Origin of the sequence: Janthinobacterium sp. OK676 (genome assembly GCF_900103595.1) — a bacterium.
Lineage (GTDB): Bacteria > Pseudomonadota > Gammaproteobacteria > Burkholderiales > Burkholderiaceae_D > Janthinobacterium.
The window spans coordinates 584500-596779 of the sequence record NZ_FNHA01000001.1 but is presented as its reverse complement, the minus strand read 5'-3'; the positions used below and the strand labels follow the sequence as shown (position 1 = coordinate 596779).

13 protein-coding genes are annotated in these 12280 nt (G+C 63.1%); 9 read left to right on the top strand and 4 right to left on the bottom strand.

The window, feature by feature from the left end; genetic code table 11:
• The first annotated feature begins 292 nt into the window (after positions 1-292).
• A complete protein-coding gene (locus BLU39_RS02775; protein ID WP_157808762.1) occupies positions 293-766 on the top strand; it encodes a T6SS effector amidase Tae4 family protein in 474 nt (157 codons plus the stop codon).
• A 9-nt stretch (positions 767-775) separates the two neighbouring features.
• Here BLU39_RS02775 and BLU39_RS02770 read toward each other — a convergent pair whose 3' ends face one another.
• A complete protein-coding gene (locus tag BLU39_RS02770) occupies positions 776-2767 on the bottom strand; it encodes a helicase-related protein (protein ID WP_092709347.1) in 1992 nt (663 codons plus the stop codon).
• Positions 2768-2859: 92 nt separating this feature from the next.
• Entirely contained in the window at positions 2860-3693 is an 834-nt protein-coding gene (locus BLU39_RS02765; RefSeq protein WP_092709900.1) for a class I SAM-dependent methyltransferase, read from the bottom strand.
• A gap of 133 nt (positions 3694-3826) precedes the next feature.
• Here BLU39_RS02765 and BLU39_RS02760 point away from each other — a divergent pair, with 133 nt between their 5' ends.
• A complete protein-coding gene (locus BLU39_RS02760) occupies positions 3827-4225 on the top strand; it encodes a barstar family protein (RefSeq protein ID WP_157808761.1) in 399 nt (132 codons plus the stop codon).
• On the opposite strand, the gene BLU39_RS28080 is transcribed toward BLU39_RS02760, so the two are convergent.
• On the bottom strand, positions 4213-4428 hold the full coding sequence (locus BLU39_RS28080; protein WP_139178133.1) for a hypothetical protein: 216 nt from the start codon (positions 4426-4428) through the stop codon (positions 4213-4215). The two genes, BLU39_RS02760 and BLU39_RS28080, sit on opposite strands and share 13 nt — an antisense overlap.
• Before the next feature lie 240 nt (positions 4429-4668).
• On the opposite strand from BLU39_RS28080, the gene BLU39_RS02755 reads away from it, so the two are divergent.
• Positions 4669-7095 carry a DNA internalization-related competence protein ComEC/Rec2 gene (locus BLU39_RS02755; RefSeq protein ID WP_092709341.1) on the top strand — a complete coding sequence of 809 codons (2427 nt, stop codon included), beginning with the start codon at positions 4669-4671 and terminating at the stop codon, positions 7093-7095.
• A gap of 45 nt (positions 7096-7140) precedes the next feature.
• Entirely contained in the window at positions 7141-7662 is a 522-nt protein-coding gene (locus BLU39_RS02750) for a GNAT family N-acetyltransferase (RefSeq protein ID WP_092709338.1), read from the top strand.
• Positions 7663-7665: 3 nt separating this feature from the next.
• Here BLU39_RS02750 and BLU39_RS02745 read toward each other — a convergent pair whose 3' ends face one another.
• Entirely contained in the window at positions 7666-8589 is a 924-nt protein-coding gene (locus BLU39_RS02745; protein ID WP_092709334.1) for a LysR family transcriptional regulator, read from the bottom strand.
• A gap of 149 nt (positions 8590-8738) precedes the next feature.
• On the opposite strand from BLU39_RS02745, the gene BLU39_RS02740 reads away from it, so the two are divergent.
• From BLU39_RS02740 to BLU39_RS02720, 5 genes are all read left to right on the top strand, one after another.
• Entirely contained in the window at positions 8739-9500 is a 762-nt protein-coding gene (locus tag BLU39_RS02740; protein ID WP_092709330.1) for a sulfite exporter TauE/SafE family protein, read from the top strand.
• 22 nt (positions 9501-9522) lie between these two features.
• Positions 9523-10230 carry an HAD family hydrolase gene (locus BLU39_RS02735; protein ID WP_092709326.1) on the top strand — a complete coding sequence of 236 codons (708 nt, stop codon included), beginning with the start codon at positions 9523-9525 and terminating at the stop codon, positions 10228-10230.
• Positions 10231-10288: 58 nt separating this feature from the next.
• Positions 10289-11089, top strand: coding sequence for an alpha/beta fold hydrolase (locus BLU39_RS02730; RefSeq protein ID WP_092709323.1), 801 nt, complete (start codon positions 10289-10291; stop codon positions 11087-11089).
• A gap of 133 nt (positions 11090-11222) precedes the next feature.
• Positions 11223-11792: a dCTP deaminase gene (gene dcd, locus BLU39_RS02725; RefSeq protein WP_034755486.1), complete on the top strand. Its 570-nt coding sequence runs from the start codon at positions 11223-11225 to the stop codon at positions 11790-11792.
• Between the two features lie 131 nt (positions 11793-11923).
• Entirely contained in the window at positions 11924-12274 is a 351-nt protein-coding gene (locus BLU39_RS02720) for a FlxA-like family protein (protein ID WP_092709320.1), read from the top strand.
• Positions 12275-12280: the final 6 nt, after the last annotated feature.

The following is a 12280-nucleotide window of genomic DNA, read 5'->3' as shown; positions in this document are numbered from 1 at the left end:
CAACAATGTCGTCGGATTACGCGCATCCTTCGGACGCGCTAATCCGACCTACCCGACTGACGACCATAATGGACTGGTGCTCAAGTTGCATTACGCGGTGGCCAAACCATAATTTTCACCGGTTTCGCACGTGTAGGTCGGATTAGCGGGGCAACGCCGCGCGTAATCCGACGACATTGTGGGCGTTGCGGATGTTGTCGGGTTACGCTTGACCTCGCTCAGTGCGCGGCTGTCGCATCGTTCTACAATCGGCCTGATGTTCCCTGTCCACCAGGGGCAACGGGAGGCTGACGTGAAACCTGCATTCATCAATCTGCGTGACAATTACGCGAGCGTGGCGGCCGTCGGCCAGGCGGCCCTGTTTCGTGAAATCGGCTGGGAAGACTTGATCGGCAAGGACAGCTTTGCCAACACCTGCGCCATCCGCGTCAGCCTGGCGCTGATCAAGGCCGGCGTCCAGGTCAAGGGCCGCATGGCCATCCGCAAGGGACCGTTCAAGGGGGCGCTGATCGAACCGGGACAGGCCAAGTTGTCGCACATGCTGGCCAGCCCGTCGATGTTCGGCGCGCCCGAAAAATTCGCCGCCGATGCGGCCATCGAAGGCATAGGCCAGCGCCAGGGCCTCGTCGCCTTCTTCCGCATTCCCGGCTACCTGGGCGGGGCGGGCGGACATATCGACATCCTGCTGCCCTCCATCGGCGTGAAGGTGTGCGGCAGCGAATGCTACTGGGATTGCGGCGAGGTCTGGTTCTGGCCACTCGGTTGATGCTTGCTTTTACGCTTGCTTGAATTTCTTCGAGCGTCCCCGCGACGCCGCATTGTGCGCGCGCAGGATGGAATCGACCCGCTCCGACGCATCGCGCGACAGGTTTTGCGCCACGGCGATATCGGGGAAGAATTCGGGCAGGCGGTAGCTGAGCCACGCATACGCCGAGTAGTAGCGGCAAGTGTCTTCCACCTGCTGCAAATTCTGCGTGCCGCCGCCGTACGCATGCTGGCGCAAGGTGCTCGTTTTTCCCTGCGACAGATTCTTCGCCCAGTGTTCCCACGCCGTTTGCAAGGACGGCACCTTGCTCGATATCGGCACCAGCGACAGGGTGAACTTGTCGGCCACGGACAGGGGCAGGGTGTCGAGCCAGGCGGCGCGTTCCTTCTGGTCTTCCGTGATGCGGGGGAAGAAGAAGCCGTCCGGCACGTCGATATTGTGGATGAAGCGGCGCAGCAGCTTGGACAGCGACAGTTCGCCCGTCACCGACGAAATACGGTGCAGATGTTCGAGCGAGGGCGCCACGGCAAAGCCGCTCGTGTTCAGCGGGTGCAGCTTTTCCTTGAGAAGGGCGCGCATCACTTCATGCGTTTCGTTGTCGTAGCCGGCCACGAGGCCTTCTTCATGCACGCCGTAGCGGCCCGCGCGCCCGGCGATCTGGCGCGCCAGCGCGGCCGAAATCTCTTCCTCTTCGCGGCCATTGTATTTGACGCAGGTGGTCATGACGATGCGCGCGATCGGCATGTTCAGGCCCATCGCCAGCGCATCCGTGCCGACGACGATATCGGCCGTGCCGTCGCGGAAGCGCTGCGCCTGCGCGCGCCGTACTTCGGGCGACAGGTTGCCGTAGACGGTGGCCACCGACAGCCCCGTTTCCGTGATCATGTCGCGCCACATCAGCACTTCGCGGCGCGAAAAGGCGATGACGGCGTCGCCGCGGCGCAGGTTACGCACCTTGCGCACGGCGCTCGGCTCCATCGACAGGGGCGCCATGCGTTTCAGTATATGCACTTCCAGCGGGCATTCCAGACGTTCGGCCAGCGCCTCGATGGCGCGCCGCGCTTCGGGCGCTCCCACCAGATACACGGTGTGGGCAGGCGCGCCGCAGACTGCCGCCGTCCACGCGGCGCCCCGGTCCGGGTCGGCCAGCATCTGGATTTCATCGATGACGGCCACTTCCACGACGGTTTTCGTGTCCAGCATTTCCACCGTGCTGGCCACGTGCGTGGCGCCGTCGACGACCCGACGTTCCTCGCCCGTGACCAGGCTCACGGCCAGCGGTTTGCCGTGCGGCGCGGCCTCCTGCAGGCGCTCGTAGTTTTCCAGAGCCAGCAGGCGCAAGGGCGCGAGATAAATGCCGCTCTTTGCCTTGACCAGCGCTTCCATGGCGCGGTGCGTCTTGCCGGAGTTCGTCGGGCCCAGCAAGGCAATGAAGCGGCGCGGTAGGCGGCGCGCCATCTCGAACGAGGCCGGATATTCGGCCAGGTTGATGCTCTGGCGCGTGCGCGCCGCGTGCTGTTCTTCCTGCTGGCGCTCGATGGCGTGATGGAAGCGCTGGCGGATGCGGTCGAACACCATGCCGGCCGGCTCCGACGTCTGCATGTCGGCCAGGGTGTGCAGGAAGACCATCGGGTCCGTGTCCACGTCCTCGCTCAGGCCCGCGATGTCGGCGACGAAATCGACCACGTGCTGGCGCAGCTCCTCGAAGACGGCCGCGCTGGCCCGTTCCCGCACGAGGGCCAGCTTGGCCTCGCGGTCCATCTTGCGCCACTTGGCCGGCCGCGCCAGGACGCCTTGGCTTGGCACGAGCGCATACGGCACCACCAGGCGGCCCGCCTTGACGACGCCGGAAAAGCGCACGAAGACGCGACCTTCCATCTTGACGAGGCGGATATGCTCGGCCAGCTCCCCCAGTTCCGCGACGAGGGTAGCGTCGTTATTGTCTTCGCTGCTGTCGGAAATATCGGTGGAAGTATCGGGAGGAAGTGCGGAGGAAGTCATGTCGTGCCTGGGTGTTGAAGTAAGCGAGGCCGATTATACCGTCGATGGCGGTGGGCGGTGGGCTGTGGTGGCCAGGCCTGGCGCTTGCATGTTCAGGCGGCACGCGCGTGCACCAGGCGCAAGCCCCAGCCCGTGGCTATCTTGCCGTCGCTGCCTTGCAGATATGCCACGGCATCCAGGAGCGCGCTGCGCAGGCGCTGTCTGGCGCCGTCGTCCAGGCGGTCGATATCGTAGGTGTCCAGCAGGGCGGTCCACAGTTCGCCCGGCGTGGGCGACCAGGGCACGTCGATGTGGTCGAATTCAACATCTGCGAAACTGTCATCGAGCAGCTCGCGCCAGCCCGCTTCGGACCCCGTGCGGCGGTCGCCGAAGCGCAGCGGCGGCAGTTCGGTGCTGGCGATGGGCTTGAACACGCGCGTGAAAACATCGTTCACTTCGCCCAGCAGGAAAGTGCGGCCGACGATGGCCGCGAACTGGCCGCCGGGGCGCAGCACGCGGCGCATTTCGCGCACGACTTGCTCGATGTCGTCCATCAGCATCAGCGCCATGTGCGAGACGAGATAATCGACGCTGGCCGATGGCAGGTCGAGCGCCTGGCCGCGGCCTTGCAGCAGATGCACGGATGGGGGCAGGGCGGCGCGCGCGGCAGCCAGTTCAGCCTGGCTCATGTCGATGCCGAGCAGTTGCAGCCGGGGTTGCCGCCTGGCTGCCAGCAAACCCAGCAGATGACCGTCGCCGCAGGCCAGGTCGAGTACGGTCAAGGGCGTGTCCACGACCGGTAGCAGGCTGGTCAACACTTCGTAGGACGAGGCGTAGGTAGCTGATGCCGCATGTGCAGGCAGGTGCGCAAACGCGGCGGGCGTCACACCGACCTGGCGTTGATGGAAGTCCTGCAGATACATCTCGGCGGTTGAAATCGCGTTCATGTAGGGTTCGATATGGGAAGGGCGGACGCCCCAGGGCGTGGACAGGCATGCTAGCATGGAAACGTTGAGAAATAGACTGCGGTGCTTCAGCCTGGCTGGCGTCGCTTGTGATAGGGAGACTGGGAAAGTAATAATGTTGAGTCGCCAAGGTTTTTTTGCTATCGATGCGGCAACTGCCGAGAAGGTCATTCTCGATGCGCAAGCGCAGGGCATGCGTGTTTTTCATCTTCCCAGGAAAATGTCGTCCAGGGATGCTTTCTTTGATGGCGTACGCGATACGCTTCCTCTCGATCCGCCATTACAAAGTAATGCAAGCTGGGATGCGCTTGACGATTCCGTATGGTCGGGTCTGGATGGATTGAACGAGAATGGCATCGTGATTGTTTGGCGCGATTCCAGCGACATGGAGGCACAAGCCCCGGAGGATTTTTCCACCGCCTTTTCTATCCTGAATGAATTGCCTGGCATGCTAGCCGATGTTGTATCCACGGTGAATCATCCAAAGAAATTGGTGGTGCTTCAGGTGATGTGATCGGCATATGACGCTGACTTGCCGTGCATGCGCGATGCCGCTTGTTCAGACGCCAGCAGGGTTAAAGAAAAATACAACTGGAAGTCAGCAAGGGCAATGATCGGGTTGCAATTCCTTGGGATTGACGGTTCTTTATGTTGATGGCGCATGTGAGCCGTTGAATACGGAATCTGCACTTCTTCAATATTTTCATTGATTAACAAGAAAAAAGGTTTGACGATGGCGCTATGGTGAACCTTGCGTGCTGGCTTATGTCTTTCTACCAGCCGCCGGTCGATTTGCCGCGCAGATAGCGTGCCATGGCAGCGATGGTAGAAGCGTGATATTGACTAAGCTATTCCGCTTTTCCCTGCGCCGTATCAAACCTGTCGCCCGCATGTTCGCGCGCATTCATGTAGCGCCGTTTATATTGGTGAGCTTGAGTCGCGCCGCTTCGGCCTGTCATGCGCACCTTCCTACTCGGCTTTTCCGCTGGCGCTTTCTGGCTGCAGATGCAGGCGGCACTGCCGGCGCATGCCGGTGCGGCGCTGCTACTGGCCAGCCTTTTGCTTATGATGCTCGGTTATGTTACGCGCGGCTGGCATGTAGGCTTGCGCATGGCGATGCGATGCCTGTTCGGGCTGGTGTTTGGCTACCTTTGGGCCGCGTTCCTGGCGCACTCGGCCCTCTCATCCGAGCTGGCATTGAAAGACGAAGGCCAGGACATCACCGTGACGGGAGCCATTGCCAGCCTGCCCTACCGCTTCGAGCAGGGCGTGCGCTTCAACTTTGCCGTGGAAAAGGCGGTTGGGGCGAAGGTGCCGTCTTTGATCGCCCTGTCCTGGTACGCGGGTTTTCGCGATGCAGTGACGAACGCGGTGGGCAACGTGCAGCCGGGCGAGCGCTGGCGGCTGACGGTGCGGCTGCAGCGTCCGCACGGCAATGCGAATCCCATGGGTTTCGATTACGAGGCGTGGCTGCTGGAGCAGGGCGTGCGCGCCACCGGCTATGTGCGGCCGCAGCCACGCGCCGATACGCCCAACATGCGCCTGGCCGCCTTCGTGCCCGGCTTCGGCAACGTGGTGGAGGCCAGCCGCGCGGCCTTGCGTGCGCGCATCTTGCGCAGCCTGGAAGGCAAGCAGTACGCGGGCGTGATCGTGGCGCTGGTGGTGGGCGACCAGCGCGCCATTCCCCAGTCGGACTGGCAAGTGTTCAACCGCACGGGCGTCAGTCACCTGATTTCGATTTCCGGCTTGCACATTACCATGATCGCGGGACTCTTTGCGCTTGGGGGCGGAGCATTGTGGCGGCGTTCATTCTTTACCGACTGGCAACTGCCCTTGCGACTGCCGGCGCAAAAGGTGGCGGCGCTGGCGGGCGCGTTGGCGGCCTTTCTTTACGTGTTGCTGGCCGGTTTCGGCGTGCCCGCGCAACGCACCCTGTATATGTTGCTGGTGGTGGCGCTGGCCTTGTGGCTGGGGCGCATCACCAGCATCGTGCATGTCCTGTGCCTGGCCCTGGGCGTCGTCGTGCTGCTCGACCCGTGGGCCGTGCTGTGGCCCGGTTTCTGGCTGTCGTTCGGCGCCGTCGCCACCATCCTGTATGCGACGGCGGGCCGCACTGCGACACCGTTGCCGGAGGGCGCCAGCCGCTGGCGGCGGTTGCGCGCGGCCGTGGCACTGGGCGCGCGCACGCAATACGTGGTGACGGTAGGGCTGGTGCCGTTGACGATGCTGCTGTTCTCGCAAGTCTCCTTGGTCAGTCCCGTGGCCAACGCGCTGGCCATTCCCGTCATCAGCCTGGTCGTCACGCCCTTGTCCTTGGCGGGCAGCATGCTGCCTGCGCCTTTGTCCGATGGACTGTTGCTGTTGGCGCACGCCATCGTGCAGATGCTGGCGCAGGTACTCGACTGGCTGGGCGCGCGCCGCTTTGCCGTGTGGACGGCGCCCGCGCCACCAATGTGGAGTTTTTGCTGGGCATTGTTCGGCACGGCATGGCTGCTGGCGCCACGCGGATGGCCGCACCGCTGGGCAGGCATGCTGGGCTGGCTGCCGCTGCTGACGGCCTTGCCATCCAGCCCGCCAGCGGGCCAGCTGTGGGTGACGGCCTTCGACGTGGGACAAGGCATGGCCGTGCTGGTGGAAACCCACGATCACCGCCTGCTGTACGACACGGGACCCGCCTACAGCCTCGATTCCGATGGCGCCAGCCGGGTCATCGTGCCGTATTTGCGCGCACGCGGCATCGCCAAACTCGACGGCGTGATCATTTCCCACAGCGACCTCGATCACGCGGGCGGCGCCGTGTCCCTGCTGGAAAACGTGCAAGTGGGCTGGCTGGCGTCGTCGCTGTTCGATGGCCACCCGGCCGTCGAGTTCCAGCGGGAATCGCACCGGCCTTATCTGCACTGCATGGCCGGCCAGAGCTGGACCTGGGAAGGCGTGCACTTCGCCATGCTGCATCCACTGCCGGCCAGCCATACGGACATCAGCTTGACGCCGAACGCCCGCAGCTGCACCGTGAAAATCACGGCGGGCAGGCATGCGATCTTGCTGGCCGGCGACATCGAAGCGGCGCAGGAGGCGCAGTTGCTGGCGCGTTCGACGGACGGCGACCTGGCGGCCGACGTGTTGCTGGCGCCCCACCACGGCAGCGGCACCTCGTCGACACCGGCGTTTTTGAATGCCGTCCATCCGGGCCTGGCGATTTTCCAGGTCGGGCACAGGAATCGTTACAAACACCCGAAGCCGCAGGTGTATGCGCGCTATGGCGACATGGGGATTGCCCGGCTGCGCACGGATGTGACGGGGGCGGTGGTGCTGGAGTTTGGGGACAATATTGATGTGACGCAGTATCGCGCCATGCATCCGCGGTATTGGCATGGGCGCTAGCGCATTCATGTTACGCTTGAACATCCATCGTCACAGGAGTCCGGCGTGCACTCTTCCAGCACACCCTATTTTATCAACACGGCTCAAGCCGCCGACCTCGATTCCATCACGGCCTTGCTGCAGGCCAATTCCCCCACGCGGGGCGGCAGCCTGACGGGCGAGTTTTCGCACGATAAGGTGGCGGCCATGGCCGATGGCGCCTCGCCTGTCATCGTGGCGCGGCGTCTGGAAGACGGGCCCGTCGTTGGCGTGCTGTTCAGTGCTGCCAAGGCCGCCGCGCAGGCGCCCGTGGTCCTGGCCATGCTGGCCGCGTATGCGGGAAGTGACAGCGCCTATGTGTACGGCCCTGTTTGCATTGCGGACTCGGAACGGGGGCAGGGCTTGCTGGCGCTGCTGTACGCTGCCATGCGCGAGCGGCATGGCGGTGCGGAGGCGGTGCTCTTCATCCGGCGCGACAATCTCGGCTCGCTGCGCGCGCATGAGCGGCTGGGCATGCGCGAAGTGGCTGCTTTTGTCTTCGAGGGCGCGCAGTTTGCCGTCTATAGCGACGCCATCATCGTCAAATAGAGACTAAATTGCCCGTTCATCGGGTATCTCCAATCCCCGCTGCCGTACATACTCGAGAAACAGCCGCGCCCCCTTGGCCATGCGCGACGTGCCGTAGACGGCATGGATGCTGGGGTCCAGCTCCTTCGACGACGTCAGTCGGTATGCCGTGCAGACGCGGCGCAGGGTGCCGGCGGCCACGGCGGGTTCGGCCAGCCAGCTGGCCAGGCGCACGATGCCGGCGCCTTCCAGGGCCGCCTGAAAAGTGGCGATGCCGGAAGTAAAACGGAAGCGGGGCTGCACCTGGTAGCGCACGTTGCGTTCGCCGGAGACGAAATGCCAGTCGCGCAGGATGCGCGGGGCCGAGTGCATGATGACGTCGTGGCCGGCCAGCTCTTCGGGCTCTTCGGGCGCGCCCATGCGGGCGATATAGTCGGGCGAGGCGTACATGTAGCGGCGGTAATTCCACAGGGGATAGCCGATCAGCTCGCTCGACTGGGGAAACGCGCCGCGGATGGCGAAGTCGAGCTTTTCCTGGATCGGGTCGATCGATTTGTCCGAGAAATGGATGTCCACCGACACGTTCGGATAGTCGCGCGAAAATTGCGCCACCACTTTCGGCAGAAAACCCAGCGACAGGATTTCCGGCGCCGACAGGCGTACCCAGCCTTGTGGCGAGTTGCTCAGTTCAGCCAGCTGGTCTTCCGCCTCGGCCTGCGTTTCCAGCAAGTGCTTGGCCGACGCGTAATACGTTTCTCCGGCCGTCGTCAGGGTGAACTGCTTTTGCGTGCGCAGGATCAGTTCGGCGCCGATGGCTTCCTCGAGGAACTGGATGGCGCGCGTGACGGCCGATGGCGAGCGTCCCAGCATGCGCGCCGCGTGGATGAAGCTGCGCTTTTCCACCACGGTGCAGAAGGCGCGGATCTCCCACATCAGTTTCATCGACATCGTGACTCCCGGCAAAAGAAGCCAGTAGACCGCATGGGGCGCATTCCGTCAAGCGTTACGCCTGATTGCGTTTTCCGCAATTTGAAGTTGCATCCGGAAAAATCCACGGCGCCTATACTGCCGCTGTCGATCATTCCTTGTTGCCTATCATGCTGACCATCTCGCTGCTGTGTTTATTTGCCTTCTTTGCCGGCCTCATCGATGCCGCCGTGGGCGGGGGCGGGCTGATACAGCTGCCGGCCCTGTTCAACCTGATGCCGAACATGGCCTCGACCTCCTTGCTGGGCACGAATAAATTCGCCTCGGCCTGCGGCACCACGTTTGCCGCCCGCTCGTTCGTCGGCAAGGTACACATTCCGTGGCTGCTGGTGCTGCCGGCCGTGGCCAGCGCCTTCGTCATGTCCTTCATCGGCGCGGCCGCCGTGTCCTACGTGCCGCAACAGGTGGTGCGCCCCATGGTGCTGGTGCTGATCATCATCATGGCCATCTACACCTTCATCAAGAAGGATTTCGGCGCGACGCGCGAGGCGCGCCCCATCGGTCCGCGCGAACGCATCCTCGCCATCGTCATCGGTGGCGCCATCGGTTTTTATGACGGCCTGTTCGGGCCGGGCACGGGCAGTTTTTTGATTTTCCTGTTCATCCGCGTCTTCGGCTTCGATTTCATCCTTGCGTCGGCCTGCTCGAAACTGGTGAATATCGCCACCAACGTGGCCGCGCTGGCCTTCTTCATTCCCGCCGGCCACGTGGTCTATGCCGTGGCCGCACCGATGGCCGTATGCAACATCCTGGGCGCGCTGACGGGCACCTGGATCGCCGTGCGCCGCGGCGCCGCCTTCGTGCGCATTCTCTTCCTCGTGTTGCTGGCGCTGCTGATCGTGAAGTTGTCCTACGACATATTCTTCAAGTAAGTTTTTTGGACGATAACAAGCCATGAAAACCATCCAGGGCGTGCTGTGGGACAACGATGGCGTGCTGGTCGATACCGAACAGCTGTTTTACGAAAGCAACCGCGACTTGCTCTTGCCCTATGGCATAGACCTGACGCCGAAGCAATTCTTTGACTGGTTCCTGGACAATAACTACGGCGCCTGGCACTTGCTGCTGGGACAGGGCCACGAGATCGAGCTGGTCGAGCGCCTGCGGGCCGAGCGCACCGTGCTGTTTTCCCGACGCCTGCGCCAGGCGCGTGGGCTGGTCATGCCTGGCGTCAAGAACGTACTGGCGTCGCTGCGCCCGCACGTGGCGATGGGCGTGGTCACGAGCGCCTACGAAGAGCACTTCCGGATCAGCCATGCGGCCACGGGCTTGTTGAACCACTTCGACTTCGTGCTGACACGTGAAATGTATGACGAAAGCAAGCCGGCGCCCGACGGCTACCAGCTGGGCTTGCAGCGCCTGGGCCTGGCCGCCAACGACTGCGTGGCCGTGGAAGACTCGCCGCGCGGCTTGCGCGCCGCCAATGCGGCCGGGCTCGAGTGCATTGTCGTGCGCAATCATATGAACCGCCACCATGCATTTGACGACGCCTTTTGCGTGGTGGAATCCATGGCCGAGCTGGGCGAAGTATTGGCTTCCTTCGTGCCCGCCATGGCGCCGCCGCGCCCGCTGGCACCTGAGAAATTAGAGGCCTTCCTCTGATACGTCTTGCCGGCATGCCATTACAATTGCCTATCGCATTCACCGGCCCTGTCCCACGATGACTCTCCCGCAACTGCACTTTGCCCACGCCAACAGTTATCCTGCCGGCACCTACCGCAAGCTGTTCGGCTTGCTGGGCCGGCACTACGCCGTGCAGGCGCTCGACATGCATGCGCACGACCCCGCGTATCCCGTCAGCACGGGCTGGGCCGAGCTGGTGCGCGAGTATATCGACGACCTCGAGCGCCGCTACAGCGGCCCCGTCATCCTCGTCGGTCATTCGCTCGGCGGCATGCTCAGCGTGATGGTGGCCAAACAGCGGCCCGACCTCGTGCGCTGCGTGGTCTTGCTCGATTCGCCCGTGGTGGCCGGCTGGCGCGCCTTGCTGGTGCGGCTGGCGCGCAATACGGCGCTGGGCGAGCGCTTTTCTCCCTCGCGTTTTTCCGCCCGGCGGCGCAAGCTGTGGCCGGACGCGCAAGCCGCGTACGAACACTTCGCCGCCAAGGACATGTTCGCCATCTGGGCGCCGCAAGTGTTGCGCGACTACATAGACAGCGGCCTGGCGCCCCATCCGGAAGGAGTGCAGCTGCGCTTTACGCGCGAAGTGGAGACGGATGTCTACCGCAGCCTGCCGCACCATATCGGCGGCCTCGTCAAGGATGGTTTTCCCGTTCCCATCGGCTTTATCGGCGGCACCGAATCGGTGGAATGCCGGCAGGCGGGCTTGACGGCCACACGCAAACTGGTCGGCAAGTTTTTCCGCCAGGTGCCGGGTGGCCATCTGTTTCCCATGGAAAGCCCCGAGCTGACGGCGCAAGTGGTGCGCGAGATGATCACGGCATTGCTGGCGAAACAATAAAATATCGCCAAGGATTTTCAGGCGATGGGGGCCAACGGCGGGGGATTTTCGCGTAAAATCCTGCCATCCGGGCCGCGCCTGCACCAGGCGTGTCGCCCCAGCCATTCCGATATTCTAGAAAGATACCCCTGCGATGACGATTAAAAGCGATAAATGGATACGCCGCATGGCGGAAACGACGGGCATGATCGAGCCGTTTGAACCGGGCCAGGTCAAGGAACGCGACGGCAACCGCATCGTGTCTTACGGCACGTCCAGCTATGGCTATGACATCCGCTGCGCCGACGAGTTCAAGCTGTTCACCAACATCAACACCACCATCGTCGACCCCAAGGATTTTGACGCGAACAATTTCGTCGACGTGTCGGGCAAGGGCTATTGCATCATCCCGCCGAACTCGTTCGCGCTGGCCCGTACCGTCGAGTATTTCCGCATTCCCCGCAACGTGTTGACGATTTGCCTGGGCAAGAGCACCTATGCCCGTTGCGGCATCATCGTCAACGTCACCCCGTTCGAACCGGAATGGGAAGGTTATGTGACCCTGGAGTTTTCCAACACGACACCGTTGCCGGCGAAAATTTACGCCAACGAAGGCGTGGCGCAAGTGCTGTTCTTCGAGTCCGATGAGGTGTGCGAAACGTCGTACAAGGACCGCGGCGGCAAGTACCAGGGCCAGGTTGGTGTGACGTTGCCGAAGACCTGATTGCGGTGCAGGGCGGGCTGACCGCCTTCTTTACCTGTCTTTACCTGCCTTTACCTGCCTTTACACCCGTCGCACTACATGCGCTTCCATGCCTGCCGTTAACCTTGGTATTGAAACACTGAGGAGGCATCATGGTAGCGGCAATCGGTTCAGGTGGTTCAGGCGGCGCAGTCGGCGCGGCTGGTAGCGCCAGTGCGGGCAGCGGTGCGCAGATCGCGGCGCTGCAAAAGCAGATCACGGCGGCGCAAAAGCAGTTGACGCAAGCGCAGAAGGGCGAGCAGACGGAGGCGTCGCAAAAGCTGCAGCAGCAGCTGGCGCAGCAAATCCAGGCCTTGCAGGCGCAGATCGCCCAGTTGCAGGCGGCAGCCGCGCAGAAGGCGGCGCAGCAAGACGCTCAAACGTCCAGCAGCGCCGAGACGGCGGCCAGTCCCGCCAGGTCAAGCTCGCCGACCCTGGGCAGCATCATCGATACGCAGGCCTGACAGCGC

Coding starts and splice junctions, on each gene's coding strand:
- BLU39_RS02770 (WP_092709347.1), bottom strand. CDS start 2,767: ATGACTTCCTCCGCACTTCCTCCCGATACTTCCACCGATATTTCCGAC.
- BLU39_RS02765 (WP_092709900.1), bottom strand. CDS start 3,693: ATGAACGCGATTTCAACCGCCGAGATGTATCTGCAGGACTTCCATCAA.
- BLU39_RS02760 (WP_157808761.1), top strand. CDS start 3,827: ATGTTGAGTCGCCAAGGTTTTTTTGCTATCGATGCGGCAACTGCCGAG.
- BLU39_RS02755 (WP_092709341.1), top strand. CDS start 4,669: ATGCGCACCTTCCTACTCGGCTTTTCCGCTGGCGCTTTCTGGCTGCAG.
- BLU39_RS02745 (WP_092709334.1), bottom strand. CDS start 8,589: ATGTCGATGAAACTGATGTGGGAGATCCGCGCCTTCTGCACCGTGGTG.
- BLU39_RS02740 (WP_092709330.1), top strand. CDS start 8,739: ATGCTGACCATCTCGCTGCTGTGTTTATTTGCCTTCTTTGCCGGCCTC.
- BLU39_RS02735 (WP_092709326.1), top strand. CDS start 9,523: ATGAAAACCATCCAGGGCGTGCTGTGGGACAACGATGGCGTGCTGGTC.
- BLU39_RS02730 (WP_092709323.1), top strand. CDS start 10,289: ATGACTCTCCCGCAACTGCACTTTGCCCACGCCAACAGTTATCCTGCC.
- dcd (WP_034755486.1), top strand. CDS start 11,223: ATGACGATTAAAAGCGATAAATGGATACGCCGCATGGCGGAAACGACG.
- BLU39_RS02720 (WP_092709320.1), top strand. CDS start 11,924: ATGGTAGCGGCAATCGGTTCAGGTGGTTCAGGCGGCGCAGTCGGCGCG.